We start from the raw sequence: 26,794 nt of genomic DNA on the forward strand, positions 1-26,794 counted from the left end.
CGGGTCTAGCTGGAGGACTCCTCGTCGTCGTCCTCGGACGCCGTCACCTGGTCCGGGGGTGTGCCCTCGCGGATCATCTGCTCGATGAGGGTCTTGGAGAAGCGCCAACGTGTACCCAGCTGGCGGCCCGGGATGACTCCCGCGGCGGCCCAGCGACGCACCTGCGCTGGCGAGGCGCTGACGATCAGCGCGACCTGGTCGGCGGTCAGCACCTCGGGCAGGGCTTCGTAGTCGGCCGCGGTGAAGCGGCGCTCGTCCTTGCCGGTGCTCATGACTCGGCAGCGTATCCCCCACGCGGCACCCCCCGGTCGCCGTGATGCAGATCAGGCCACCAGCACGCAATCCCGAGAACCTGGGAGACGCGCAAGGGGCACTTTCAACGCAGATTACGCGCACAGGAGACAGAAATACAGCCTTGTGATCTGTCCGTCTCGTGTGTGAGGCTGGCTTCCAGGGAGCCTGGCTGCAACGGAGGCCGCTCTCGACGATGGCGAATCGGGGGATCAGCCATGACCGTCAGCGACGGCACCGAGGTGTCGCCATGGAATGTGCCGCCCATGGCCACCGACCCAGACGCGTCAACGTCGTCCCACGACTATCGCGAATCCGGGGCCACCGTCACGGCCCCCATCCCCAAACGTCCACTCACCGGACGAACGACCCAACGTCCCGAGGGCATCGCGCCGTTCGTCTGGGTCAGCGCCCACGGCGGAGCCGGTGCCACATCGCTGCGCCGGGGGAGTGGTGCCGGCCTCGACCTCACCAGTCAGTGGCCCGCCCCGGAACTGGGCTGGCCCGCCCGCGTCGTCCTGGTCAGCCGCGCCAACGCGGCCGGCCTCGACGCAGCCGGCCGGATGCTGCAGGAGACGGTCTCCCGAACCGTCCCCGACGTACAGATGGTGGCCGTCGTGACGGTCGCGGACGCACCCACCAGACCCAGCAAGCACATTCGTGCACGGCTCGTCGAGCTCGGATCGATCGCGCCACGCGTGATCCACATGCCCTGGGTCGAGAACTGGCGCGACCACCCCTACGTGCGTGACCCCGCGGCCGTCGCCGTGGCCGACCTCATTCACGGCCTGCTCAAGCAGGCCACCCCGTAAGAGCCGGCACCTGGCCTGCTGGCCCATCACCTTCCAACCAAGGAGCAGCCAATGTTCACCCACCTCTACGTGACCGTCGCGACGTCGATCCCGAACCCGTCACCCGAAGCGCCTCCCGAGCTGGAGGGGAAGGTGAGCACGATCCTCGGCCTCGGGATGTGGCTGGTCATGGTCGCGTGCGTCGCCGGTGTCCTGATCTGCGCCGGGAAGATGGCGCTGGCCTACCGCCGCGGTGAGCTCGCCGAGTCGTTTGGGTCGCTCGCCGGCGTCGGCGTGGCCTGCGTCCTCGGCGCGAGCGCATCGGGCTTCGTCAACTTCCTGATGCTCTGACCAAGCACTGAAACGAACCTGCCGGGGGGCACACCATGTACGAAACGTCGCCAGACGGCCGTCGCCTGAGCCTGCGGTGGCTGCTCAGCGGAGCCGTCCTGCTGGTCCTGGTCGCGGTGGCGGTCACGCTCCTGGTCGTCGAGCGGCAGGACAGCGGCGGAGACGCCGTGGCCTCGCCCACCGCCGAGCCGACGACGGCCCCGAGCCCAACGGACCCGGCTCCTACCGCCGGCGAGAGCTACGAGTCGGCGTGCGGCCTGCGAGGCGGTAGCCTCCAGATGCCCACCCAGGAGCCTGCAGACCTCAAGTGGGAGCGGATCGATGGGTGGGCTTACCCCATCTCTCCGTCGGCCGGCCCGGGTCGACGGCCTGCCGACGGGCCCTGGAGCTGCTTCGCCCGAACTCCGATGGGCGCCGTCCTCGCCGCCTACACCATCGACCTTCGGCTGGCCTACGTCGACGACTACGCCGCGGCGGTCCGTCAGCAGGTCGTGCCCGGCATCGGTCAGCAGGCGCTGCTCGAGAAGGGGCAGCAGCCGAGCGAGGTGGTGACCGACACCAAGGGCTTCGTGATCGAGAGCTACAGCCCCGATGACGCCGTGGTCAGTCTGTACGTGGTGCACCAGGCGCGGAACTTCACCTGCTCGATCGAGGTGCAGTGGAGGAACGGCGACTGGGCCCTCCGCGCACTTCCGGACGGCTCTACGGCGTCGGGATGCATCGAGTCGGTCCCGACCCGCTACGTCGCCTGGGGCGACGACTGATGTGCGACTGGAAGAACCCTCTCTCTTGCCCAGGTGACGTCGTCAAAGATGCCGCGGGCGGCGTGGCCAAGAACGCGGGGCAGTCCGCGATGGAGGGCGTGGCCGACTTCTTCACCGAGGCCGCCGAGTGGGCGGTCAAGAACCTCACCACGGCCTGGCTTAACGCGCCCGCCCCGGACGTCGAGGGGGCGAATTCGCCGTCGATGTGGCTGCAGGACCGGCTGTCGTACTTCGTGGCCGTGGCGATGATCGCGGCGTTCTTCGTCGCCGCGTACCGCCTGGCCACGATGCCGCGCGTGCAGCACGTTCGAGACCTCGGCGACTCGATCGTCCGCGTCGTCCTGGTCACGACCGTGGGCGGCCTGCTCATCACCACCGGCGTCGAGATCGGCGAGATTTTCTCGGACTGGATCCTCGAGCAGGCCGAAGTCGACCTCGACGGCCTGGCGATCGCCGGTCTCGCCAGCCCCGGGCTCATGCTCATCTTGGCGCTGGTCATGCTCCTGGCCCAGCTGATCCAGCTAGTCCTGATGATCGTGCGGAACGCGATGATCGTGTACCTCGCCGCCGTGCTGCCGCTCGCGGCCGCCTCGAGCACGACCGCCGCTGGGAAGCAGTGGTGGTCCAAGAGCGTCGCGTGGCTCGTGGCCTTCATCCTCTACAAGCCGGTCGCCGCGCTGATCTACGCCGGCGCGTTCAAGATGCTCTCGACCGAGAACAACATCACCACGCGGATCACCGGCGTGGTCGCCGTGGTCATGGCGGTCCTGGCCCTGCCGGCCATCATGCGGTTCATCGTCCCGGCGACCGCTTCGATGGCGGCGGGCAACGCCGGCGCGATGGCGCTCGGCTTCACCGGCGCCGCCGTGGCCACCGGCGCCGCGGTGGCCAGTGGCGGAGCATCGGCCGCTTCCGGTGCAGGCTTCAGCGGATCGAGCGCCGGCGTCGGCGCCACCACCGGAGGGAGCGGTGGCGGGGCGGCAGCCCTCGCCTCGAACGGCCCGAGCGGCGCACCCGACACCGACGGATCGACGAAGCCCACGAGCGGTCCCAGCTCGGCGCCTCAGTCCGGCATCGATCAGAGCAGCGACGACGCCAAGGTCCCCGCCGGTGTCGGCGCCGCCGCAGTCGGCAGCGACCAGGCCGCCCCGACCGGACCCACGGCGAGCGGCGCGACCGGAGGAACCTCCGTCGACCAGGTCGTGAGCGCCGCTCAGATGGGCCAGTCGATCGGCCAGACCACCAGCGACACCGCCTCCGGCGCGGTGGAGGAGGAACGATGAGCAGCCAGGCAGTTCCGGACCGCCCGACCTACGGCAACTGGGTCGCGCAGCGATCCCCCGGCCTGGGAAGCCTCGGCCTGCTGGCCACCGTGATCCTGATGGGTGGCGGCGTCGTCGCGATGCTGACGGTGATGATCGCCGGCCTGGTTGCGGCGCTCGTGGTCGCGGCAGTGGCCGCGACCGTCGCTGTGGCCGTCGGCACCCCGGTGGGAGTGACACTCCTGCGCCGCCTGGGCTTCGCCCGGCAGGTTCGTCGCCGGACCCACCAGGGCCGCTCCGGCGCCTTCTCCAAGGCCAAGGCACCGCACGTGCGCCTGCCCGGCATGCTGGCGCGGACCACCCTGCTCGAGCGCAACGACGCCTTCGGCAACCCGTTCGCCGTGCTGAAGAACCCGCGCAAGGGCGGCTTGTTCACCATCGTGGCGCGCTGCGTCGCAGAGGGCCCTGCCCTGCAGGACCAGGAGCGCCTGAACCAGTGGGTCGGCAGCTACGCCCGACTGCTCGGCTCCATGTCGCAGGAGCCCGCGCTCATCTGCGCCAAGACGATCACCGACACCGCACCTGATCCCGGCGGCCGCCTGGAGTCGATGGTGGCCCAGGCTCGCGCCACCAACTCTCCGACCCTCGCCCGGCAGGTCATGGATGAGTGCGTGCGGACCTACTCGGTCACGTCGTCGGAGAACGTCACCTACTTGGAGCTGACCTTCCGCGGCCGTGGGCTCTCGCGCCGTGGCCGTGAGGACGAGATCGGGTCCGAGCTCGCTCGCAAGGTGCCCAACCTCCTTGCCCAGCTGCAGTCCGCCGGCGGTGGCGCCGTCGAGATGGTCAACGCCGACGAGCTGTCCAAGATCGTCCGCATGGCCTACGACCCCGCCGCGCAGCGGTGGCTCGACCAGGCGGAGTTCGCCGGCGAGCCGGTCGAAGTCGCCTGGGAGGAAGCCGGACCTGTCGCCGACCAGGCCGCGTGGGACCACTACCGCCACGACTCGGGCCTGTCGGTCACGTGGGAGATGACCACCCCGCCCCGCTCGGCGATCAACGAGCGCGCGCTGAACGGGCTGCTGCGGCCCGACGCGGACTTCGTGCGTAAGCGCGTCGCGATCGTCTACCGGCCGCACTCGCCGGAAGATTCGGCGAAGGTCTCCGAGGACGACGCCCAGGTGGCGGCGTTCCTCGCCGGCAACACCAAGAAGCGGCCCACGGCCGCGTCCAAGGTGCAGATCCGCGCGGCCGAGAAGGCCCGGGACGAGGTCGCCTCGGGCGCCTCGCTCATCCAGTTCTCGCTGCTGGTGACGGCCACCGTCACCGACGATGAGGACCTGGTGCAGGCCGTCTCGACCGTCGAGTCCCGCGCGGGCGCGGTGCCGCTGCGGATCCGCCGCTCCTACGGCTCGCAGGCCGCCGCGTTCGCAACCACGCTCCCCGTCGGGTTCGTGCCGTGGGAGCACACGACGGTGCCCACCAACCTGCGTCAGTACCTCTGAGGGAGGCCAGACTCATGAGCGTCACGACAGCGTTCCGCCGCAGCGGTCGACGTCGCGCGAAGCGGCGCGGGCCAGACCCGGTCATCGTCGAAGCCACGACTCCGCCCCAGGAGACCAAGACGGGCAAGGCCCCGGCAGCAGAAGGGTCCTCGATGGGGCCCCGCGGGTGGCGAGGACCCGGCGGCGGTGCGTGGGACCTGCTCCCGGTGCCGCCGTCCTACCGAGGCACCAGCGTGCAGGTGTGCGGCCTGTGGCCCTTCGCCGGTGGCTCGGGCCGGCCGCTGGTCGGCGTCCCGGTCGGCCATGACCTGGAGACCGGCGCGACCGTCTGCTGTGACGTCATCAACTGGTTCCGCCACGGCCTCATCTCGTCGCCGTCGATGCTGGTGCTCGGCCTCCAGGGGCTGGGCAAGTCGTCGTGGACGGTGCGGCAGATCCTCGGCCTGGCCGACCAGGGCGTCATCCCGCTCGTGCTCGGCGACATGAAGGGCGAGTACGGGGCCGTCATCGAGGCCCTCGGCGGCCAGGTCATGCGCTTGGGGGAGAACCAGCGGCTCAACGTCCTGGACCCCGGCGCGATGGGAGCGGCCGCGGACCGCATCGGGGGAGAGGGCGGCGCGATCCTGCGAGAGCAGGCGCTGCAGCGCTCCGCGATGCTCGTCACCGCCCTGATCCAGATCGTCCGCCGCCAGCCGCTCGCGGACTGGGAGACCACGCTCATCAACAAGGGCATCCGGCAGCTGCTCGAGCGCCGCCACGGCGAGCAGGAGCCGCCGACCCTCCCGGACCTGGCGTACCTAATGACCCACCCCGACCCAGACCTCGTCCGCGCGGCCCTAGCCGGGACCGTCGAGGAGTTCCTGGACGCCACCAAACCGCTCGCCCGCTCGCTCGAAGCACTGCTCGACGGGCCGCTGGGCCGCACCTTCTCAGGACAGACCACCGAACGGCTACGGCTGGACTCGACCGGCGTCTGCGTCGACGTGTCAGCGATCCGCCGCCACTCCGACGATGTGAAGGCCGCGATCATGCTCGCGACCTGGTCCGAGGGCTACGCCTCGGTCGAGGCGGCCAACGCGCTCGTCGAGGCCGGTCTGGACTCCCAGAAGCACTACCTGATGGTCATGGACGAGATGTGGGAGCCGCTGCGCATCGAGGGCGCCGGGCTCGTCGACAAACTCGACGGTCTGACCCGTCTGAACCGCAACGACGGCGTCGGCAACATCTTCATCACGCACTCGCTCAAGGACATGGAGTCGATGGCATCGCCCGCCGACGTGAAGAAGGCGCGCGGCTTCGCCGAGCGGTCCTCCATCGTCGTGACCGCCGGCCTGGCGAAGGAGGACCTTCGGGCGCTGTCGGAGGTCAAGCGCATGTCCGAAGTCGAGATCGCCACGGTGGCCAGCTGGTCGACGCCGGCGGGATGGAAGCAGCGGATGATCCGCGACCCGCACACAGGCCAGACCCGCCCGGCACCGCCGCCGGGTGCCGGCAAGGTCCTCATCAAGCTCGGCGAGCGGGCAGGCATCCAGACCCAGGTCACGTTGACCGCGGCCGAGATGGACCTGCACGACACCAACACCCGCTGGCTCAGCACCCCCTAGGAGCGTCATGGTCCGCCGCAGCCGCGTTGATCCGGCCCGCAACAACGACGACGTGACCCTGGTCGCCGCCGGCGTCGCCCTCCTCGTCCTGGCCTGGGTCGGGGCCTGGGCGAGCCTGCAGGCCACGGGCCAGGACGCCTCGCTGAACCCCGGCAAGCTCGCCGTTCAGGTGAAGCGCGGCGACGTCGCGTGGACCGAAGCGACCACCTGGTGGGCCGCGGCGATCGCCGGCGGGCTCGCCGTGGCGGTCGCCGGCGTCGTGCTGTTGCTGCGCCTGGTGCGTGGCAAGCGCGTCGAGGTCGACGCCGCCGGCTCCCACATGGCCACCCGGCGAGACATCGAGCCGCTGACCCGCAAGCAGGTCACCCGCACCGCCCGCAAGCTCACCGCCAGCGCCGACGCGATCGGACTCCCGCTCGGCTACCACCTGCCGTCCAAGGCGCGAGTGTGGTCGACGTGGGAGGACATGCTGCTGCTCATCGCCGGGCCTCGGACGATGAAGTCGTCCTCGTACGTCATCCCGCTGGCGCTGGCGGCGCCGGGCGCCTGCTTCATCACCGAGAACAAGCGCGGCGTCCTCGACCACACGCGCGGGCCTCGCGCGGCCAAGGGACAGGTGTGGGTCTTCGACCCTCAGGCCGTCGCCAACGAGGAGCCCACCTGGTGGTGGAACCCGCTGTCCTACGTCACCGACGAGACCAGCGCGGAGAAGCTGGCCGCGCAGATCGCCGAGTCCACTCGCGAACCGGGGCGCGGCGATGCTTACTTCGACAACGAAGCGGTGAACCTGCTGCACCTGCTCCTGCTCGCCGCGGCGAGCGAGGGCGAGCCCATCACGACCGTCTACACGTGGCTGACCGAACCGACCGACACCCGCCCGGTCCGCGTGCTGGACCGGGCCGGCTACCGGGCGCAGGCCGAGTCGCTGGAGGCGCTGGCCACGTTGACCGACAAGCAGCGTGATGGCGTGTACGGCTCCGCCCGAGCCCTGGTCGGCTTCCTGCGGAACCGCCAGATGATGCGGTGGGTCACGCCGCCAGCGACGCCGGGCGTGGCCGAGTTCGACCCGCACGCGTACGTGCGCTCGAGCGACACCCTGTACGCGCTGTCCCACGACGGGAAGACCTCCGCAGGCCCGCTCGTCGGCGCGCTGACCTTGGCGGTCTTCGAGGCCGCCGAGAAGTACGCCACCAGCTGCGCCGGCGGCCGCCTCCCGACTCCTCTCGTCGGGCTGCTCGACGAAGCCGCGAACGTCTGCCGGTTCAAGGACCTGGACTCCAAGTACAGCCACTACGGCTCCCGCGGAATCATCATGATGACGGTGCTGCAGTCCTGGGACCAGGGCGAGGAGATCTGGGGCCGCCACGGCATGGAGAAGCTGTGGTCGGCCGCCAACATCAAGGTCTACGGCGGTGGCGTCTCCGACACCCGCTTCCTGCAGCGCCTGTCCGACCTCATCGGCCCCTACGAGCACCTGACCGGCTCGACGTCGTCGGGCCGGGGCGGGCGCTCACGCTCCCGATCGGTGACAGAGCGACCGATCCTGTCCGTCGCCGAGCTCGGCGCGCTCCCACGGCGTCGCGCCGTGGTGATCGCCTCGGGCATCCGGCCGATGCTTCTCAAGGTCGTGCCCTGGTTCGCCCAGGACAAGACGACGCGCGAACAGGTCAAGCTCTCGCTGGCCACCAACACCCCGGCGCCGGCACCCGACCAGTCGGCCGTGTCCGTGCCGGCTTCAAGCGCGCCGGACGCGGACGCCGACCGGTGGCGCACGAGCGGGTTCGGCGCATGACTACCGACCTCAACGGCGGCCTGTTCGGCGCCGACCCGGAGACGGTCGACGCGGCGCCCGTCGACGAGACGCCGGCCGTCGGTGACAACGCCGGGCTGCACTACGCCGACGTCTTCGAGTTCGTCGGTGACTTCCTCGCCGTCGTCTACGCGCGCAAGATCGGTGGCAACAGCGGCTTCCGGTGGTGCGCCCGCTGGCACCACCACCCCGAAGCGGTCGCACGACTGACCGCGCTGTGGGAGGCGTTCGAGACCCTGCGGACCGAGCCCGGGACGGCCATGTCGACCTGGTGGAACGACCACGCCGACCCGACCATGGCCACGCTCACTGCCGGTGACGGGCCGTTCCGCGAGTGCACGCCCCAGCAGCACGAGACGCTGCCCCCGCTGCCTTCGATCAGCCCGACCCAGGACGGTGCCACCGATGCATCCTCACGCCCAACAGCTCCGTGACGCCGAGTCCCGGCTCACCGCCGCCGAGCAGAGCGGCGACGTCGCCGCGATCCGACTAGCCCGCTTCGAGTTGGCCGAGCTATTGAGCCCGTTGGAGCGTCCCGGTTCAAGCAACGATGCAGACTGACACATTGCGACGAGCGATGTCATCACTCGAACGCGGCCAGCATGTCTGCGCACTGATCTTGAAAGTTCCCTTCACGGGCAGTCTCTACAATCTCGGCGTCGATCGACTTGGTTTGGCCAACAGCGAAGAGCACATCCTTCGTAGAAGACTCTTCGTCCGCGCACACCGCAAGGACAGTCCATTCAGACCAGTTCTTGCGGTCCTCGGACGGGTAACCGCTCGAGTTCTTTCCATCTCCGCGCGCAAACAACGTGACGTCGGACAGGAGGATTTGACCGTCGTAGTATTCGCTCGCATCAGACAGCGAAGAACCGATGAGAGACGCAGCAGCCGTCTCTCGCGGCCCAGCCGTCGTCTCATGCGACGCCGGCTCAGAACCAGTGCCGCAAGAGGCGACCGACAGAACCGCGGCCGCCGTCGCGAGCATCAGCGCTCGGGTACGGTGCTGCGCACAGCCTGGGTCAAACATCGATGCCTCCATACCTTTGGGAATCGTTCCGGACGAGACTCACCACGGGTGGAGGAGCCGCGGCCACCGTAGCGCGTAGCCGAGGAACGACTGGGGACAAGAGCCTCGTGAGTCCCTCCCTGAGAACTGGTGGGTTTGCTCGTTCTCGTCCGCACAGTCGGATCGGTCTGCCAAACTCGGCCGACTTGACCTCGGTAGGAAAGCGAGCGCTGCACCAGTGAACAGACTCCCATCCCGCGCGACACGAAGCGTCTGCGTCGCGTCCGCTGCGCTCCTTTCTTGGTCGGTCCTCGGACCCGCCGAGCATGCCATTGGGTCAAATAGCGAACCGGCTGAGGCCGACGTTTCCGTTAGAGTGACCGATTCCGATCGGGACGGATACCTCGACGCGGCCGAAACCGAGACTGCAGCGGTCGGCGCCAGAGCGGAGGACGAGAAGGTCGAGGACCTCTCGCAGCGGACCGAGTCGGTTTCGGTGTTTGCGAACCCGGACGGCACGTTCACCCGCCGCGACTTCGGTGCCACGGTGCGGGTGAAGAAGTCCGGCAAGTGGACTCCGATCGACTACACGCTGGTGAAGCAGTCCGACGGTTCGTACGCGCCCAAGGCGTCCGATATCGACATCACGATCGCGGGCGGCGCCCGTGAAGCGGCTCGTGTCGACCTGGACGGGGATGAGTCACTGGCGTTCACCTGGCCCAAGGACCTGCCGGAACCGTCGGTGGATGGGGGAGTGGCGACCTACAAGTTGTCCAAGGCGACCGACCTGGTCGTCGCGGTCACGGCCAATGGCGTGGCCGCCCGGATCCGGCTCAACGAGAAGCCCGCCGCCGACGACCCGGTGTTCACCCTCGGCCTGCGCGCAGACAGCCTCGACCTGACCCAGCAGCAGTCCACCGGTGCTCTCACGGTCACCAACGACGAGGACAAGACCGTTGGCGGCGCCCAGCAGCTCCTTGCCTGGGACTCTCAGACCGACAGGGCTGGCGATCCCACCAACATTGTCGAGCTCGACGCCACCCTGAAACAGACCAGCACTGCAGGTGACGTCACCAACCATGCCCTCGAGCTGACCGCACCGGATGGGTTCCTGTCCGCCGCCGACACGAAGTACCCGGTCACCATTGATCCCCCGATCCGGGTCGGGCAGGTCCGTGACACCTGGGTCCGCTCCGGCCAGAACAAGGCCTACGGTGACGACCACCGGCTCATCGTCGGCAAGGTCGACCCCGATACATCCGACAACACCAATCCGGCACGGGCGTACCTGAAGTTCTTCGACAACCGCGTCGACACCAACCCCAACGTGGTCGTCACCAACGCCACGCTCAGCCTGTGGCAGTACTACGGCTACAGCTGCACCGACCGACGCATGCTCGCCTACCCCGTCGGCGCCCCGTGGAGCGACAACCTCACCTGGGCAAGCGGACTGCCCGCGATGAAGTGGACCAACGGCACCCACGTCGACGACAACCGCGGTGCCTCGAACTGCGGCCAGGGCTGGACCAAGCTCAACCTCACCAGCATGGCCCAGGCCTGGAATACCGGAGCCATCGACAACAACGGCCTCCGCCTCCAAGCCGACGACGAGACCGTCTCGGCGTTCGAGCGCCGCTTCTGCTCCATGGACTACCTCTCCAGCGAACTCATCTGCAACACCTCCAAACGCGCGCCAGTTCTCGAGACGACCTACAACACGTTCCCTTCAACCGCCGGCACTCCATCGGCGACAAACCGTGAAGGCAAGACGGTCCTGACATCGAAGGTCTCCGACCCCGACGGCGGCACAGTGCGGGCTCATTTCGTCGTGTCTAAAGGCACAACGACGGTCTTCGACGGCTATTCGGCATACGTGCCGGCGAACACCACTGCCACTGTGACGGTCCCCAAGATCCCGGAGGGCAGTTACAGCGTAAGAACCTGGTCTAGCGATGGATCGTTGGAATCCAAAGCGAGCTCGGCCGCGACAGCCTTCTCCGTGGAGGATGTCTCAAACAGTTCCGTCACCGCACCCTCCGTCATCACACGCGGGAGCACCACCGCGGTGCGAGCGACTCTCGTTGATCCGGAGGACGAACGGACACGCATGCGCGCATCTGTTACAGACGCCGACTCGAAGGTTGTGCACGACTCCTATTCGAGTTTTGTGGAAAGCGGCGACACGGTGGACATCTCCGTCCCGCGTCTCGCGCACGGCACGTACACACTAAAGCTCGCAGCGAACAACGGGCGTCTTGACTCGGCAACCCGATTCACTAAGTCCTTCACCGTCAACGTGCTCACAACCGACATCGCGGGAAGTAGTCCAGCAGCGCTGTCGATAGAAGCCGCCGTGGCGCAGCAGAATGCAGCGTCGACGGGTCCCGAAACAATCTGGGTGGCACCGGCAACTAATGATCTGGCTCTGGCTCAGGCGAACGCGAACGCTGCAGCGCTGGGCGGAGTCGCTGTCGCCGACGGGGGAGAACTTTCGGTTGCCGCCTTGAAGGGCCGTCTGCAAGCAGCGCGCGTGGCACTCGTTGGCCCTGCGGAGCAGTTCAGCGGACCGTTCCTCGACTGGGTATCGTCGCCACAAGGGCTACCCATCGCGTACGACCTGCGGTCGTCGCGTCCTGAGCGATGGTCACCTGGCCTTTTTGACGAGCCGACCTCACGGTTCGTAGCTGTCGGACGCGCCGAGGATGCCCGTTCGGTTGCGCTCGCTGTCACATCAGCCATCACCAAGAAGGGTGCCCTGCTGCTTCTCGATAAGGACGCTCCCGCCGCAGACATCAGGACAGCGCTGACCATCCCTACTCTTGAGTCAGCACAAGTGTTCAATGCTATGGATCTTGTCCCTACAACTGAACTCAGCGCCGAAGAGGCAGCCCTCATCCAGAACGTCGCAACGGATGACAGAGAAGAAGCAGCATTGAGTGTCGTCACTGCGCATGAACAGATCGCCGCAGGTCGCTCCTCGCTTTCATTGGTTGTGGCTCCCAGCGTGTCGGAGATCGGAACGTACGCCGCGGCTGTCGCCGTCGCTAACCGGCTCCGAGCAGTCGCGATGCCCGAGGACGCGGCGCGAGAGTACATCTCGAGCTTGTCCTCCCCGCTGTCTGCTGTGCGCTCCCTCAGCCTGAACCCTGAATCCAAGACCGCCCATGAGCTCGCGAGCATCCAGGACTCGCCGCCCGCCGATCCGATCATCCGAGCCACCAATCTGACGCTGGATGAGACTGGCGATACCTTTACCGTGTCGATCACGCCGGTTCCCGGAGCGGTGAAGTACGCGGCTTTCGACGTGAACGCCGCTCGCGTGGGTGAGTCGACAAGCACTTCGATTCAGGTACCAGGCGTGCCCAGACCCCTAGCCGTCGGGGCGTTCGATAGTTCGGGCGCCGTCTTGACTACCTTGCAGGTCCGAGCCAATGAGTTCAGTGCTGCCGACCAGCGCCGCGAAGTGATCCTGGGATCCACCAGCGACTCACGATCGCACTTGCGGTTCCTCGGACCCGCCGGTATCCCGCGACTTGTGACGAGGACAAGAGCAGTCGAGGTCGACGGCGCGGAGAACGATGTCACCTACGCCGACCCAGACCTCCCAGCATCCGGCGAGATGCCCGAGCCGGCGGCGGACGGGCCGCCTGAAGAACTCCCCGCCGATGACTCCGACCTACAGGATCCAACTGCTGGAGACGAGGATGAGTCCGACGACGCGGCTGATGACGGCAGCCCCGTCACGGTTCTGACCTGCGCCTCCACGTTCACGGACGTACCTTTGCCGCGTTCTGTCGAGTATGAGTACACCGTCAAGACCCTCACCACTAACCCTTCGGGATGTGGCGGACCCGACGCGGGTACTACCGAGGACGAACCGTCTCAATTTGAAAGCGGAGTCCGATTCCCCGCGAACGCGGTGCCGGTAAGTTCAACGTCCCGGACCAGCGGCTCGCAGGCAGCGAGCCTGGCGTCCGCTCAGATCAACGCGGAGTCTCCGGAACTGGCGGCAGATATCTCAATCATGGGAGCGATGGTCCGAGCCGAAACTGACAAGGCAAATTCCGAAACAGCTGCCCGCGGAAACGGCACTGCGGGCCATACGGGCGTCAACTTCCGGTACCAGACGTTCATCCGTCAAAGGATGGTCTATGCACCGGGTCTTCCTAGGAGCCTTTCTCGGCCAATTCAAGGATTTGCGGGCGACCACCGCGGCTTCGGGCTACCCAATGGTCCTTTCCGTACCCAGCAGAATGTTCGCTTTCGCGTCGGGAAGAATCCCGCGTTCTTCTACAGCGAGAGGGTCGGCGTGACGAGGCGATACAAGTGCGGCTACAAACTTGTTCGAAACGGACTCGCAGTTAAGCCTAAGATCACCAATTGCGACTTTGAAAAGAAGGCCTACGCCGATATGAGCAAGTCGTATCCTCGGAGTTGGGACACATGGAGCGTTGGCGGGATGGTCAACCTGGTTCTGAATGCTAAGGATCCGCTGATCGAATTTGGGGTCGGGCCCGCCATCGACGCTCGGCTCCGGATCGGTGTGGACCCCTACAACGTCTCGCTCAAGGGCCAGCATGACCGGATGCCCGACCACGAGATGTTCGCTCGGCCGGATGGTTCGTCCAAGTGGAAGCTGCTGTACAAGTCTCCGAAGGGCAGCATCCAGTGCCTCTTCGGGAAGCGAGCTCCTGGAAAGTGCACCGTCCGAGTCAACAAGACCTACTGAGAGGTGACCGTTCGGTCCGGGGTCTATCGTCCCGTGGGCCCCGGACCGAGCGTTGGTCATCGCTCATCTGGCTACTTGTGTCGAGTCCGGCGCAGTAGCCGCTCGATACTCATAGCGCCGCTGCCCGACCTTTGAAGCTCTACCCACCACGGCCTGAGTGCCTGCGCTCCCGACCGGGTGCGGCTGCGCGGCTCTTTTCGATCACGTTCCGCTGGCTCTGTCCGGCTGCGGCCGAGAGCGCCGGGTCGTGGCCTTGCTGGTTGTCGGTGACCTTCAGGGCGGTCTTCACCTCGGGGGCGAGGTCGGAGGCTTCGATCTGTTCGGTGCGGGCTCGGCGGGCATCGGTGGAGTCGTACTCCAGGTCGGCCGCCAGGCCGGGCGCTGCTTCGCGGTCGACGCCGTCGTCCTGGCGCTCGTGCTCGAGCTCGACGTCGACGCCGCCCTGGACGCGGACCTGTTCGCGCAGCTCCTCGAGCGCCCGCTCGCCTCGGTCGGGGTCGGCCAGGTCCACGCCCCGCACCTCGTGGATCGTCTTGGTGATCGCCGCGGCGTGCGGCCCGAACCGGGCGGGGTCCAGCTGGCTCCACTCCTGCGCCCCGCGCCAGGCGTTCACCACCGACTCGGTCGACTCGTCGCGTACGAACTCTGCGGTGGCGGCGCGGCGGTAGAACTGCTCGGCGACCGTCGCCTGCGTCTCGTAGCGCCGCTGCGCGTCGTCGGCCTCCTGGCGGGTCTGCGCTCCACGTCGCAGCGCCCGGTCCTGCGAGGCTCGCAGCAGCGATTCGGCTGCCCGGGCGGCGCTGGTGACCGCCATCGTCGATGCGCCCTGCAGGTCGTCCATCGGATCGTCGTCAACCATCGCTGGTTCCCCCTCTTATCGTCCGTGCCCCTGGTCGCGACCGGCGCGACCGGTTCGCTGTCGTGAACGCTGCGGGCCGAGCTGGTTCGGCAACGGCGGCTTCACCGGATCACCAGGCTCGGGGCGAGTGCCCCGCTGGGCCTCGGCGACCTTCTGCGCTGTGGCGCGCTCGCCGGCGGCCTTGAGGTCGGCCGCGACCGCCACCGGCGCCGACGTCTCATCGCCGTACCCGGTCAACGGGATGCGCTGCAGGCGCTCAAGGGCGCGCGTGCGCAGGACCTCCGCCTCGGCCAAGTGCTTCATCGCCACCTGCCGGTCGTGCAGCGCCTTCACCGCTCCGAACACCTGGCGGGCCATGAGCGTGCCGGCGACCTTGCCCTTGCCGTCGGTGCGGGTCTGCAGCAGCACGACCGCGGCACCCAACGTCGACGACGACGGGCGACGGTGCGGGACGCCGGCACGACGGACCTGTGCCGATCGCGCGACCTGCTCGGCCGCGGCGTTCAGCTCGTCGCGGTTCTCGGTGTCGAACCGGGCCCACGCGGACAGGGCACCCGAGACGTCCCGGGCTGCGTCCGACCAGGCGACGTCGTCGCCCAGCGGGATCGACTTCAGCTGGTCGTTGAAGTCCGCCAGCCACCGGGCCGCGTTCACCGGCGCCTGCGGGGTCAGAGCCATGTCATCGGGTCCACCACGCAGCGCCGGCGCCTGACCCTTGGCCGCCGCCGTCCACTCCGCGGCCGCGGCCGCCGAGCTCTCCAACGTCGGCTCGGCGAAGTGCTCCCGGACCCTGGGGAGCGACAGGTCCTTGCCCAGGCGTCCGCCGCCGTAGAACACCAGCCGCTCGTTGTAGTCCTCGGGCTTCAACGCCGCCTTGTAGCCGGTGACGACGTCGGTCGTGCCCTTCGCGTAGTACGGCTTGAGCACGACGCCAGCCTTGCGCACGCGCCTGATCCACTCGTCCTCGCTCTGCGACGCGACGGCCGCCGACCGGATGCGGTGGGCAAGCTCGACCGGGGCGGTATGCGGCATCCCCGCCCGCTCGGCCTGAGCCAGCTCGGCCGGCTTCGCGCCCCGGGCACCAAGCCCCGCTTCGCGGCCAGCGACGGCGGCCAGCCCGTACTTGCGCTCGATCGAGCGGCACGCCTCCTGCGCCCGGCGGTAGTCCCCGTATCGGCCGTCCCACCGGGTGCCGTCCTCACGGACCATCGACGCCGCGATGTGGATGTGGTCGTTGCCGCGCTTGGACGTGCCGTGGTGGATCGCGACCCACCGCGCCGGTGCCTTCCCCGACGCCTCGGTGAACCCCATCTCGTCCATGAAGTCCGACGCGATCGCGCGCCACTCATCGTCCGACACGGTCCGGTCGTCGACCGGCAGCGACAGCGAGCAGTGCCAGACGTGCTGGTCGCGGTAGCCGACCACCACCCGCTCGTCGGTCTCCGGGTCGACCGCCGTCACCTGCGAACGGATCTCCGTGCCCCAGTGCTGACGCGGCTGCTCGAGGTAGTCCGAGATCTCCCCAGCCGCGTCCGCGTTCAACTCCTCGCTGCCATGCCACGCGAGCAGGAAGTCGTCGCCGCCGATCACGTGCGGGTTGGTGTGCTCGTTCTCCCGACCCGGTCCGGCGAGGTAGCGCAGCAGGCCGCGCATGTCGCCGCCCTTGACCACGTTCGGGATCACGAGGCCGACTCCTGACCAGGCGCGGGGGAGGGGAGCGGACGGTCCAGGTCGTCGAGCAGCTGCTCGAGCCGGACCATCACTCGACCGTGCGCAGCGATCGCCGCGGCGGTCTCCGGCTGGGCCTCCAGCGTCGCGTTCGTGACCCGCGCGATCTGGTTGATGTTCACGCCGACCTTGCCCACCAGACGGGCCACTCGGTACAGCTCGCCGATCATCTCCGCACGCAACTTCGCCGCGTCCGCACCACCGGCCAGAGCCGACTCCACGAGCAGCCTGGGCACCGTCACGTTCCGCTCCGACGCGCGCTCGAGCAGACGCTCCTCCTGCTCCGCGGTCACCTTCACCTTGTGCGTGATCGGGCGCGGGGCACCGGGCTTGCGGACCTGCCGCACACCCGGCCGAACACGCTCCCCAGAGCGGGCCGGCACGGCCCCCTCGGTCGCGTCGCGACGCTCCTCAGCCATCGCACTTCCCCCGATCTTCACGCCCAGCGCAGCGAGCCCGCCAGGGCAGTTCCACACCCCAAGTGTGGCAGGACTCGACCGACAGGTCCAGGCCAAGAGCACACAAGGGCCCCTTGTGCATTAGCTTGCTCCCGCTCAAGCGCCGCGCGACGCCGCCTCAGGGCAGCTCGCACTCGCTCACGCGGGATCGCCCAGCAGGTGATCAGGAAGGGGCGCTACGCGCGGTGTTCTCCCGACCTGCGGCCGGCCACCGACCCCCGCCCCCGAAGCCGAACATTTTGACGCGCCGCTCCCACCCGTCAAGGACAAGCGCTGCGGCCTCCGGCCGTCCTTGACGGGTACTCGCCGGCGCATGTTCGGCATCTATCGGGGGCGGGGGTTGGTGTGGCCAGGCGGTCACTTCAAGCCTCGTGGCTGGGTCCGTCTACCGGTTTCCGTCACCGAGTCAGAAGCGGGCCGCGAGCGGCCCGAAGACCGAACGAAGGAGAGCACCATGAGCACCCGGACCGACCTCTCGAGCATCGAGCTCGAGCAGATCCGCCAACGCGCCAACGCCGCCATGAACCGCATCATCGACGCCAGCGCGAACGACCCAGACCCCATCACCGAGGCACGTCCGCACCACACCCGGGCAACTTCCGAACCGGGCTCCGATGACGTGCCGGCGGCCGACCGCTGGCGGGCGGTCAACGACCTCGAGCGGCTCGCTCTGGACGCCGAGCAGATGAGGCTCTGGTGAGCGCCATGGCCACGCGCGGGCTCATGCTCACCGCGCAAGACGCAGCCCGCCGGCTGGGCGTCGACGTCGAGCAACTGCGACGCTGGCGACGTGCCGGCACCGGGCCGGCCTGGGTCCGGCTCGGCCGCTCCATCCGCTACCACCCCGGCGCGCTGGACACCTGGGAGTCGACCGCACAGGATCGAAGGTGAAGACCATCCATCAGACGCGGGGGACACACCATGGTTGAGATCCTGCTCCTGGCGCTCGGCCTCGCCCTCTCCCTGACGAGCCTCGCGCTCATCATCAAGTCGCTGCGCGAGCCCGGGCTCGTCCGCCAACAGCTCGCCGACGGACACCCAGAACAGGCCGCCCAGATCCGCCGGACCTTCACGCACCGACTCGGGTGGGCGGTCTGCCTGCTCCTGCTCGCGCTCACCTGCCAGATCGCGGCTGCAAGCTGATCTGCATTCACACGCCCGGCCGGCAGCCGCGCCGAACAGCTTCTCCGGGTCCTGTGGACTGACGTGTCCGCGACAGCGCATCCAGGGGGCCTGAGAGGCGGCGGTCAGGTCGGGCGGACTGGGTCCAGATCTACCGAAGCCCCAAACCGTCGCTTCAGTGCCTTTTCGGCAAACTGGCTGGATCGAAATGCAAAGTGCGGGCCAACAAGACCTATTAAGGAGTAAATGATGAACGGTCAGAAAGTATTCAGCAAAGGAGCAGCCAGCGCGATAACCGCCATCACGTTCGCCTTGACAGGCTGCCAAGGCGATTCGGAAGGCGTCTCCATCCCAGCCGGGTACGAGGATCTCGAGAGGTGCGCCGTTGATCGGCCCGTGCCTGTTGAGGAACTGGCGACCGATCCTGCGCTTCGAGACTGCGATCCACAAGGCGTCACGGTGATCTATCCGGACGGTCAAACGATCAAAGTGGATGAAGTCGGTGCGGCCCAGGCGTCGTTCCCTCAGACGGGGAACAGCTACGAGTTGACGAACTGGGGGGTTCCTGGGATCTCGGCAGCGTACGACGACTCAGCGGGCATCGCAGTTTGGGGAACCCGTGCGGCCGTGAAGCTCCACATTGAAGTCCTGTACAAGGATGGCGCGGGATACCTTCAGGACTAGGAAGCGATAGGTAGGCAGCCCCGTCAGTCCACGTCCTCGGCAGCCGCCTTCTGAAGGGTTCAGCGGTCACAGTCCGACGGCGACCCCTCTCATGGGTGCCTAAGCGGAGCACCCGCTCATACGTGGCCAAGTGGATCGCGTGAAGAGTAGGTTCAGTTCACTATGCCGGTGTCCTGGACCGTGCGGTACTGGCAGGTACGCGGTCCGGCGAGGATTCTTGATCGCCGAACCGCGCACCGTCTGGCTCACTCGGTCATGATCGTCACATCGAGCTGACTGTCGAAGTACGAACGGGAAGCGAACCCGATTGCAGCGCAATCGCCGTTCTGGTAGAACGACGAGACAGCTAGCAGACCGGCGGCCCTCGTGTTCACGAAAACCGGTCCGCCAGAATCGCCTCGATCGCACTTGAGATCCGGTCCCTTGGCCACCACCCACACCGGATCGCAGACCAGTGCCTGGTTTGCGCCGCAACCGTCAAGCTTGCTCGTGATGGTGGTGACGTTGCCGCACGAATAATTGGTCGTCATCCCTTGGTGACAGATACGGGCGCCGTTTAGGTCCGTCCGCTTCTCGAGTCCCTTCACCGTGCGGTAGCTGGTCCGGTCCGCAGCGACGAACAGGGGGCTCCCAACCCCGCCCGTGTAGTGGTACTGCACGTCGGTTCGCGCATTATTGGCTTGCTCGCCGAAGTTCAGATCCGTGATATTCGCGCTCTGGTATGACCGGTAGGCAAGGTTCTCTCGGCAGTGGCCCGCGGTGAGCAGGACCTTGGTGCCGGTCGAGTTCTTCGTGGCCATGAATCCACTCGTGCACTCAGGCGCGTTATTGGCCTGCAGAACGAGAGGTAGACCTCCACGGCTGGCCCGGTCCTGCGTCACAGCGCCTTCGGTGAACGACACGTTGGCTCGTGGAACGTCGCGCTTGACCACTTCGGTGATCTGAGCTCGGACCTTGTCCGACGCGTCGCTGAGGTCGAAGTTGTAGCGAGAGAACTCTGTCTCGACATCGACGTTCACGATTGCCGGAAACTCGGTTCGCCAATCCGGCTCGAACCTCTCGCGAGCCTGCACGAGTCCAGCTTCGGTCGGCTCCGAGGTGTATCGCACACTGACCGGCAGACCGGACTCCTCCGCAAGAGTCTCAACATCATCCGCACGCGGTCCATCGGCGATACGAACCTCGAGTTCGTACACCGGCTCATACACGATGCCGACGTGGACAACGCGATCGCCAAGCAAGTCGCGGATCTTGCCTCCCAGCGGAGCCAACTGGTCTTGAAGTTCCAGTTGTTCGGTGGCCTCAGCAACACTCATGCCTTCCGCCTCGGCGACGAGCGTGGCGTCCTGACGCAGTGACTCAGCTTCGGTTTGGATCGGGATGCGGTCTCCGTTTGCCTCGACGGCGAAGCGACGACTGCCGACCTTGACGATCCCCACAGGCATGCCCGACGCCTCCGGCGCTGCCTGTTTTCCTTCTGAATCTGCTTCCCGTTCCCAGCCCGTGCCAGCAGCCCCCGCGCTGCCCCCGCTAACCAGGACTCCGACGGCGGCACCAGCTGCGAGCAACGTCTTGATTCTTCGGGGCATCGTCCATCTCTCCGTTCACGCGGTCGAAAGTGATGACACACTGTCAGAGGCTGTGATCACATCGGTGAGAATCGATAACTTCTCCAAAGAACTGGAGCTTTCGTCATGAGGGGTCTTGAAAAGGTGGCGGCACTCGTGGCCGTGATTGCTGGCCTCGCCGGTTGCGGCGGCAACGCGAGCTCCGCCAACCTGGAAGGCACCATGCAGGTTGCACGGTTCGCCGGTCCGGCCGACAACATCCGCTCAGCGGCGATGGGTGGCGAGCTGGCCGAGGTCGACGGGTGCCTGATCCTGCACAGCGACGAAGGTGTCGAGCTCGTGCCCGTCATGCCCGAAGCGACGCGAGTGAGCGGGAACTCGGTTCGGACCAGTAACGGCCTCGAGTATGCCCCGGGTGACAGCGTCGTCTTCGCCGGTGCTGCGATTCCTATGCCGGCAAATCCCTCGAAGCACTTCGGCATGGCTTTCCCCGATGCCTGTGCAGGCTTCGACCTAGCTGCGCGTGTGATGCCCCGGGCCTGAGCCCGCGGCCAGATCGAACGACCCGATCTTCGAGCGGTGGCTGAGCGGTCTAGCGCGTGTTCTACGGTCCGCGCCGTTCAGGGCACGGGTACGGCCATCCGGCAGAGGGTCGCCCGAGCCAAACCGCCCGAGGGCCGTGAAGGCGAGCCGTGGATCCTGGTGCCGGCACAGGGGTCAAGCACGCCGTCAGCAGTCCCCGGCGAAGAACTGGAAGACGTGCTCATGCCGGCCCGAACCTCGCTCATCCTGACGTTTGACGCAGCAACGCGCCCCGGTCGGTACGAGGTCCGCGTTGCTGTCAGCGACGCAGCAGATCTCGAGAACGACATCAGCACAGCGTGCACACCCGCAACCGTCAAACCAGCAAACTAGCGGGACGCGTAGCGCGGGTTGTGGCGCCACCACCTCGAGCCGACGTGCACTCGTCGGCCACTGGCGGACTGGCGACCGGGTAACCGACAAGTTTGCCGATTCGGGCCCCGGCCGAAGGCACCGCGCTCGAGAATGTGCGTCATGGTCACCACTCGGGCACGCGACATCGCCGCCTGTCTTGTCAGTCTTGTCATCGTCGCCGGCACTACGGTCGCTGTAGCCACGCCAGCGGAAGCCGATTCCAAGCGCGTCGCTGCCGTCACTCTGCTGAGCAAGGTGAAGGTCTCCTCGGAGAAGGGTGCTTCCTCGTACGAGCGCTCCAGGTTCAAGCACTGGGTGAACAAGAAGGGCAGGTGCGACACCCGCGCGGTCGTGTTGAAGGACGAGTCGAAGAAGCGCACGACTCAGACCTCCAGCTGCACGGTCAAGAAGGGTCGGTGGGTGTCGGCTTACGACGGCAAGCGAATGAGCCGTGCCGCCTCGGTCGAGATCGACCACATGGTGCCCCTGGCCGAGGCGTGGCGCTCGGGCGCGCGCAAATGGTCCAAGAACAAGCGGACCGCGTTCGCCAACGACACGGGCTACACCCACACCCTGATCGCGGTCTCCAAGGCCTCCAACCGGTCCAAATCCGACGGCGACCCGGCCGAATGGATGCCCAAGCGCAGCACCTGCTCCTACGTCGCCAAGTGGACCGCGGTGAAGTACCGCTGGAAGCTGACGATGGACCGCACCGAGTACCGCCAGGTCAAGTCCAAGCTCAACGCCTGCGGCAAGAAGCGGACCATGGTGACCAAGCCTGCCCGCGGCACGGTCAAGAACGCCGGCGGCATCGGCACCAGCGGCAACCGGCGCGGGGGGAACGATGGCGGCAACAGCGGTGGCGGCAGCCCCTCGGTGCCCGGCAACGGCGGCTACGACTGCCCCGACAGCCACCCGATCAAGGGCAACGCCGACTCGATGATTTACCACGTTCCCGGCGGCGGCTCCTACGACGCCACCAAGCCCGAGGAGTGCTTCAGGAGCGAGTCTGACGCGGTCGCAGCCGGGTACCGTCGAGCGCGCAACTGACTCAATCAGCGCTCGAGCGTGCGGGTTAGTGGACTCGTAGGTCCCACTGCTGCGCGAGCCGCTGCAGGTCGGGGTCGTTGGCCCGGATCGGTTCGTTGGCCAGCACGCGCGTGTCCGCACCTTCGAACACCGCCCAGCACGTCCAATCCGTGCCGAAGCGCGAGGTGTACTTGATGCCGTCGTAGAGGAAGTAGCCGTCCTGGTTCTCTTCGCTGAACACGGTCATCGCCACAAGCCTGGTCAGGGCGCGATCGCGCCCGTGCAGGTCGCTGAGGTCCAGGGGCTTGTCGTAGCCCAGGGACGGCAAGACGGCAGCCATGCGTTCACTGAGCCACGTGGTCGTCTCCGGGGCGTCGACGTCCAGGAATGTCGCACGGTCGTCGACCTGGACGGTCGCCAGGGTCCTTTTCGTGCGCCAGTCCTGCGGTACGGCGCCCAGCGGCATGAACGCAGGGTCGTCGTCGTCAGCTAGGAGCTCGCGCATCGCGGGGGAGGGGCGGAAGCGCGACAGCGTCTCGGCGAAGCAGGCGACTCGCGAGCTGGCTAGGTAGAGCACGCCGGTGCCGGGAATGTCGTACCGGTTGCCGGTCGCCTTGAGCAGGACGTCTTCAGGACGGATGGTGGAGGTCCGGAGAGGATCATCAGCCCGCGCCACCCGGTATGTGACCGGCGGGGCGCTGACCGTCTTGGGCGTAGCCAACTCAGCCGCCAGCGTGGAAGGCCCGTGCGGCAGCCATGACCTCGCGCAGCTCGCCGTCCCGGAGCGCTTCAGCGGGGGAGACGTCGTCGAGCTGGGGATTCATGCCGACGAACCAGGCGCGGATCGTGTGATCAGAATCCTCGGCCTCAAGCATCTCGAAAACCTGGTGCGCGGTGCGCAGCGGGCGCAGCGCGTCCTCATCAGGGGTGACCTGGCCAGCAGCCCAACGCGAGACGGTCGAAGGCGTCTTGCCTGCGATGAACGCGACGATCTTCGCGCCGAGCTTCGAGTTCAGCGCGGTGACAAGGTCCTGCGGGGTGAGCTGCAGCGCGTTGCGGTGGGCGCGTGCGGCAACAGGGTGAGTGGCGCTCATGGGTCGCTCCTGACGATCGTGGCTCTTCTCAATCGTGCCACAAAACTTGGCGCCAAGCACGCATCTCAATTGCATACGTGATGCATTAGAGCCGCATACGCACCGCTGCCGGGACACGCAGCTCCGCCACCGAGCCCGAAAATCCCTTCACGCCCCTGGCGTGCCGCGCTCGACTCCCTTCTTCGCCAGGCGGGCCGCCCGACGGCGCGCAACTTGAGCCGGCGACTGGTAGACCTCAGCAAGCACCTCATCCATGAGGCCAACAATCTCCTCTGCCTCCTCGGCGACCACACTGTCGACGAAATCGCCATGCGCCATGTCGTTTCCGAAGTGCCGAATCTCGTGTGCAGCGTCCCGAATGTGCTCACGAAGGATCCGCTGCTCATACATCGCATCGATCTTCTCGAGCAGTCGCCCCTTCGTGATGCCCTTGTCCTTCGCCGTGGCCTCGATGACGGCCCGCGCGAGCGATCCAACCGCTCGGAACGCGCCGACACTCAGGCAGAGCGTGGCCTCGGTCGCCGCACCCGCGATGTGCGCAGGCACGTCCGGGAAGTCGCGCGACTCTGCATCGCGGGGCACCCACACCGGCAGGTAGTCCGGGTCGCGCGAGTAGAGACCGCTACTGCTAGCGCGTTCGGCGTCCGAGCGGATGCTCATCCGTTTGCAGTTGTCGCAAGCGAACGCCCGATCCACGACCCGCAGACCCGGACCAATCGCCGCCCCGGTGGCCGCGTCCTGCACCGGCGTCATGTGGGATAGCACGCCGCAGCGACCACACCGAGTGTTCTCTAAGCTTTCGTAGAGGGGCGCTCCGGGACTCTAACCCGATCGGTAGGGGAAACAGGCCACAGTCGCCGAGGTCGATGCCGAGAGCGTTTTCCCAAGTCACCTGGCACTCCGTACGGAGCAGGCTTACACAAGATCGATTCGCGGCACGATTGCGTCGCCGTGCCTCATCGAGTCGACGTCTTGTGAGCATCCGATAGCGACACAGCTGGCGATAGGCTCGTGACAACCACCGCCCAGGAGGCAGAAGTGTCGGAAGTGACCATCTACGACCGCAATGGCGAGCCCACCGCGTACATCGACAACGACGGCGAAACGATCGTGTTGTGGGACGGACGCTCTGTCGCCTACTTTGCCGGCGACGACATTTACGCGTGGGACGGAGCCCACCTGGGAACGTTCCGTGACGGCATCCTCTACGACGCCTCCGGGATGCGAGTCGGTTTCCTCCCGGGTAGATGCCCCAGCGCACAGCGCCTAGCCACCATCAAGATGATCAAGCAGATCCGCATGGTCAAGGGCGTACGTCAGATCGCGCCTATCGCACCCGTCAAGAGCATCGCACCGTCCAACATCCCCCTCAACCAGTTCTTGACCGGCGAACGACGCTGACCACCAAGCCAACTCAGTCGAACGCGCGCCGGCGGAAGGCAGGTAGTGATCCATCGGCCGAATGGACATAACCGCGACGCCGACACGGTCAAGCCCCCAAGTGAGTCGTTAAGGAAGGACTAGCGACACCAGCCGTCGAGCTCCGCGCGATCGATAGGCATAGACTTGCCAGTTCTTCTCTGTCCTCGCGCCCGCAGGTTCTACGGTTAGCGCGTGGAGGCAGTCCAAGTCGTCGGCGCCGTGACGGCGGCTCTCGCTTCGGCTGCAGCCGTCGTGGTTTCGTTCGAGCAACTTACGGAAGCCGCGCGTCTCAGACGAAACGCGTCATCCTATGCGGCGTTGAAGGACGCGGAACAGCATGCCGATCGCCGGCTCGCCCTCGCGCACGTGCTCGAAACAACGGTCGCGCGTCTGGTAGCCATCGCTTACGTGCCTGGTTGGCGCCTAGCTGAGCCGACCATGTCCTGCCTTCTCATAGCCGGGCTCACGGCCTACTTGGTCTGGCACGAGAGCCTCGATTCCAGCAACGCGTACATGTTCATCGCCGTGTTCGGCGGATTGACGATCAAAGCACGGGAGGTACGTGTCGCCCTGGAGGCTCGACGTGCTGTAGCGCGGCAGTATCAGAACGGCGACGTGGTGACCGGCGTCCCCACGGTGCGGCTGACCGACCAGATCCAGGGGCCCTGGAACCTCTCGACATGGGCGCCAGCCGCATTCCTCGCCCTCGGCCTAACCCTCGCTGCAACGGGCGTCGGACTCGCCCGTCAAGGGGACCGGTCGGATGTATCGGTCGCCCTCATGTTGTGCGGGTGGATCCTCATCGGCGGCAGGCTGCGAGACATGCGGGCCGGATCCATCCGCCCGAATGCACTTGGTCGACCGACGACTTGAAGGATCTGAAACGAGCGCCATTCGTGCGCTCGGCGCCTGCTGCCATGGAACGACGAAGGGACCCGTCACTGACGGGTCCCTTCTATGTTCGATCGTCCGCGAGGGGAGGCCGAAGCCCGCGAAACCCACGGCTCGTAATGCCACCACGGTACCTTGTTCCGGTGCCTGCCGCAATGTCGCCAACGACCCAGACCCTCGTGAAGACCCTGTCAGTGCCGCGGATCTCCACTTACCTCGCTGCACGGAGCGGCAGCCTCGACAAGGCGCTCGAGCTCTACGGCTGGAACGCGCGCATCTCTGCGGCACTGATGCTCCCCGCACACTTCGCGGAAGTCTCGACGCGAAACAGCGTCGATGAAGCTCTCACCGACGTGTATGGCCCAACCTGGCCCTGGAACAGCGCCTTCGAACTCAGTCTGCCGAACCCGCCGGCCGCAGCGAACACTTACAACCCCCGCCGTGACCTCAGAGCCACCCGCGCGAAGCACACCACGACAGGCAAGGTGATCGCCGATCTGAAGTTCGTCTTCTGGCAGAAAATGTTCACTCGGCGGCACGACGAGCGAGTCTGGAACACTCGCATCTTGAAGCTCTTCCCAGGTGCGCCGGAGAAGGAGGAGCGGGAGTTGCGCCTCCGGGTCGCCGATGATCTGGAGGCCATTCGACAACTGCGGAACCGCATCGCTCATCATGAGCCTGTGTTCTCGAGAGCTCTCGCAACGGACCTCGCAAAGATGCTCGACCTCGTCCAGATTCGGCGCCCCGAGGCAGAGACCTGGGTCCGCTCGCTCGAAACGGCCAGTGCCATCCTGCTGGAGTATCCGAACTAGCAGGCCGGCAAAAGCACCCGCTTGAACATCAACATCAATGACGAGACTGCCGCAGGACGGCGCAAGCTTGCTTGA

Annotated in this window: 27 protein-coding genes; 18 read left to right on the top strand and 9 right to left on the bottom strand. The window is 66.9% G+C overall.

Annotated elements, in window-relative coordinates; all coding sequences use genetic code 11:
* Window positions 1-5: 5 nt before the first annotated feature.
* On the bottom strand, window positions 6-272 hold the full coding sequence (locus HGAM_RS19855) for a helix-turn-helix domain-containing protein (RefSeq protein WP_019146612.1): 267 nt from the start codon (window positions 270-272) through the stop codon (window positions 6-8).
* 237 nt (window positions 273-509) lie between these two features.
* On the opposite strand from HGAM_RS19855, the gene HGAM_RS19860 reads away from it, so the two are divergent.
* The 8 genes from HGAM_RS19860 (at window position 510) to HGAM_RS19870 (ending at window position 8,812) form a co-directional block, all read left to right on the top strand.
* The gene (locus tag HGAM_RS19860) at window positions 510-1,103 is read left to right on the top strand and encodes a DUF6668 family protein (protein ID WP_019146613.1); all 594 of its coding nucleotides are present in this window, start codon (window positions 510-512) and stop codon (window positions 1,101-1,103) included.
* 51 nt (window positions 1,104-1,154) lie between these two features.
* Window positions 1,155-1,433 (top strand): hypothetical protein, encoded by a 279-nt coding sequence (locus tag HGAM_RS16540; protein WP_019146614.1) that lies wholly within the window; start codon window positions 1,155-1,157, stop codon window positions 1,431-1,433.
* Window positions 1,434-1,468: 35 nt separating this feature from the next.
* Window positions 1,469-2,197, top strand: coding sequence for a DUF8175 domain-containg protein (locus tag HGAM_RS16545; protein ID WP_019146615.1), 729 nt, complete (start codon window positions 1,469-1,471; stop codon window positions 2,195-2,197).
* A gap of 62 nt (window positions 2,198-2,259) precedes the next feature.
* Complete coding sequence (locus tag HGAM_RS16550) at window positions 2,260-3,480, top strand: TrbL/VirB6 family protein (protein WP_020693575.1); 1,221 nt, start codon at window positions 2,260-2,262, stop codon at window positions 3,478-3,480.
* Window positions 3,477-4,964 carry an SCO6880 family protein gene (locus HGAM_RS16555; RefSeq protein WP_019146617.1) on the top strand — a complete coding sequence of 496 codons (1,488 nt, stop codon included), beginning with the start codon at window positions 3,477-3,479 and terminating at the stop codon, window positions 4,962-4,964. Before HGAM_RS16550 ends, HGAM_RS16555 begins: the two co-directional genes overlap by 4 nt.
* 152 nt (window positions 4,965-5,116) lie before the next feature.
* Window positions 5,117-6,568: a hypothetical protein gene (locus HGAM_RS16560; RefSeq protein ID WP_020693576.1), complete on the top strand. Its 1,452-nt coding sequence runs from the start codon at window positions 5,117-5,119 to the stop codon at window positions 6,566-6,568.
* A gap of 7 nt (window positions 6,569-6,575) precedes the next feature.
* The gene (locus HGAM_RS19865) at window positions 6,576-8,360 is read left to right on the top strand and encodes a type IV secretory system conjugative DNA transfer family protein (protein WP_019146619.1); all 1,785 of its coding nucleotides are present in this window, start codon (window positions 6,576-6,578) and stop codon (window positions 8,358-8,360) included.
* Window positions 8,357-8,812 (top strand): DUF4913 domain-containing protein, encoded by a 456-nt coding sequence (locus HGAM_RS19870; RefSeq protein WP_019146620.1) that lies wholly within the window; start codon window positions 8,357-8,359, stop codon window positions 8,810-8,812. The genes HGAM_RS19865 and HGAM_RS19870 overlap by 4 nt, the downstream gene beginning before the upstream one ends.
* Before the next feature lie 149 nt (window positions 8,813-8,961).
* On the opposite strand, the gene HGAM_RS16575 is transcribed toward HGAM_RS19870, so the two are convergent.
* Entirely contained in the window at window positions 8,962-9,366 is a 405-nt protein-coding gene (locus HGAM_RS16575; RefSeq protein WP_147543839.1) for a hypothetical protein, read from the bottom strand.
* 397 nt (window positions 9,367-9,763) lie between these two features.
* Between HGAM_RS16575 and HGAM_RS16580 the strand changes: the two genes are divergently transcribed.
* The gene (locus HGAM_RS16580) at window positions 9,764-14,116 is read left to right on the top strand and encodes a DNRLRE domain-containing protein (protein ID WP_038951936.1); all 4,353 of its coding nucleotides are present in this window, start codon (window positions 9,764-9,766) and stop codon (window positions 14,114-14,116) included.
* A 139-nt stretch (window positions 14,117-14,255) separates the two neighbouring features.
* Here HGAM_RS16580 and HGAM_RS16585 read toward each other — a convergent pair whose 3' ends face one another.
* The 3 genes from HGAM_RS16585 to mobC are packed head-to-tail and all read right to left on the bottom strand — an operon-like array spanning window position 14,256 to window position 16,996.
* A complete protein-coding gene (locus HGAM_RS16585; RefSeq protein ID WP_020693577.1) occupies window positions 14,256-14,975 on the bottom strand; it encodes a hypothetical protein in 720 nt (239 codons plus the stop codon).
* Window positions 14,976-14,990: 15 nt separating this feature from the next.
* The gene (locus tag HGAM_RS19875) at window positions 14,991-16,658 is read right to left on the bottom strand and encodes a relaxase/mobilization nuclease domain-containing protein (protein WP_019146623.1); all 1,668 of its coding nucleotides are present in this window, start codon (window positions 16,656-16,658) and stop codon (window positions 14,991-14,993) included.
* Window positions 16,655-16,996, bottom strand: a complete 342-nt coding sequence (gene mobC, locus HGAM_RS19880; protein WP_172636462.1) for a plasmid mobilization relaxosome protein MobC — start codon at window positions 16,994-16,996, stop codon at window positions 16,655-16,657. Before mobC ends, HGAM_RS19875 begins: the two co-directional genes overlap by 4 nt.
* A 619-nt stretch (window positions 16,997-17,615) precedes the next feature.
* Here mobC and HGAM_RS16600 point away from each other — a divergent pair.
* The 4 genes from HGAM_RS16600 to HGAM_RS20475 all read left to right on the top strand — a co-directional run bounded on the left by HGAM_RS16600 (window position 17,616) and on the right by HGAM_RS20475 (window position 18,967).
* Window positions 17,616-17,861 (top strand): hypothetical protein, encoded by a 246-nt coding sequence (locus HGAM_RS16600; protein ID WP_019146625.1) that lies wholly within the window; start codon window positions 17,616-17,618, stop codon window positions 17,859-17,861.
* Window positions 17,862-17,866: 5 nt separating this feature from the next.
* Window positions 17,867-18,052, top strand: a complete 186-nt coding sequence (locus HGAM_RS19885) for a helix-turn-helix domain-containing protein (protein WP_081592012.1) — start codon at window positions 17,867-17,869, stop codon at window positions 18,050-18,052.
* Window positions 18,053-18,082: 30 nt separating this feature from the next.
* Window positions 18,083-18,304, top strand: a complete 222-nt coding sequence (locus HGAM_RS16610) for a hypothetical protein (protein ID WP_019146627.1) — start codon at window positions 18,083-18,085, stop codon at window positions 18,302-18,304.
* Between the two features lie 225 nt (window positions 18,305-18,529).
* Window positions 18,530-18,967 (top strand): hypothetical protein, encoded by a 438-nt coding sequence (locus HGAM_RS20475; protein WP_020693579.1) that lies wholly within the window; start codon window positions 18,530-18,532, stop codon window positions 18,965-18,967.
* A 245-nt stretch (window positions 18,968-19,212) separates the two neighbouring features.
* On the opposite strand, the gene HGAM_RS19890 is transcribed toward HGAM_RS20475, so the two are convergent.
* Window positions 19,213-20,412, bottom strand: coding sequence for a chymotrypsin family serine protease (locus HGAM_RS19890; protein ID WP_019146629.1), 1,200 nt, complete (start codon window positions 20,410-20,412; stop codon window positions 19,213-19,215).
* Between the two features lie 279 nt (window positions 20,413-20,691).
* Between HGAM_RS19890 and HGAM_RS16625 the strand changes: the two genes are divergently transcribed.
* Together HGAM_RS16625 and HGAM_RS19895 are read left to right on the top strand one after the other, a co-directional pair.
* Complete coding sequence (locus HGAM_RS16625; protein ID WP_147543841.1) at window positions 20,692-21,078, top strand: hypothetical protein; 387 nt, start codon at window positions 20,692-20,694, stop codon at window positions 21,076-21,078.
* 513 nt (window positions 21,079-21,591) lie between these two features.
* Complete coding sequence (locus HGAM_RS19895) at window positions 21,592-22,521, top strand: HNH endonuclease family protein (protein ID WP_172636463.1); 930 nt, start codon at window positions 21,592-21,594, stop codon at window positions 22,519-22,521.
* A gap of 25 nt (window positions 22,522-22,546) precedes the next feature.
* Here HGAM_RS19895 and HGAM_RS16635 read toward each other — a convergent pair whose 3' ends face one another.
* From HGAM_RS16635 to HGAM_RS16645, 3 genes are all read right to left on the bottom strand, one after another.
* Window positions 22,547-23,221, bottom strand: a complete 675-nt coding sequence (locus tag HGAM_RS16635; protein ID WP_172636464.1) for an RES domain-containing protein — start codon at window positions 23,219-23,221, stop codon at window positions 22,547-22,549.
* 1 nt (window position 23,222) lies between these two features.
* Window positions 23,223-23,594, bottom strand: a complete 372-nt coding sequence (locus tag HGAM_RS16640; RefSeq protein ID WP_019146633.1) for a hypothetical protein — start codon at window positions 23,592-23,594, stop codon at window positions 23,223-23,225.
* Between the two features lie 147 nt (window positions 23,595-23,741).
* The gene (locus HGAM_RS16645; protein WP_218915321.1) at window positions 23,742-24,347 is read right to left on the bottom strand and encodes a DUF4145 domain-containing protein; all 606 of its coding nucleotides are present in this window, start codon (window positions 24,345-24,347) and stop codon (window positions 23,742-23,744) included.
* Between the two features lie 258 nt (window positions 24,348-24,605).
* Between HGAM_RS16645 and HGAM_RS19900 the strand changes: the two genes are divergently transcribed.
* The 3 genes from HGAM_RS19900 to HGAM_RS16660 all read left to right on the top strand — a co-directional run bounded on the left by HGAM_RS19900 (window position 24,606) and on the right by HGAM_RS16660 (window position 26,719).
* A complete protein-coding gene (locus tag HGAM_RS19900; RefSeq protein WP_020693582.1) occupies window positions 24,606-24,995 on the top strand; it encodes a 4-fold beta flower protein in 390 nt (129 codons plus the stop codon).
* Between the two features lie 213 nt (window positions 24,996-25,208).
* Entirely contained in the window at window positions 25,209-25,889 is a 681-nt protein-coding gene (locus HGAM_RS16655; RefSeq protein ID WP_019146636.1) for a hypothetical protein, read from the top strand.
* Window positions 25,890-26,050: 161 nt separating this feature from the next.
* On the top strand, window positions 26,051-26,719 hold the full coding sequence (locus HGAM_RS16660; RefSeq protein ID WP_218915323.1) for a hypothetical protein: 669 nt from the start codon (window positions 26,051-26,053) through the stop codon (window positions 26,717-26,719).
* Window positions 26,720-26,794: the final 75 nt, after the last annotated feature.

Origin of the sequence: Aeromicrobium massiliense JC14 (assembly GCF_000312105.1) — a bacterium.
GTDB classification, from domain to species: domain Bacteria; phylum Actinomycetota; class Actinomycetes; order Propionibacteriales; family Nocardioidaceae; genus Aeromicrobium; species Aeromicrobium massiliense.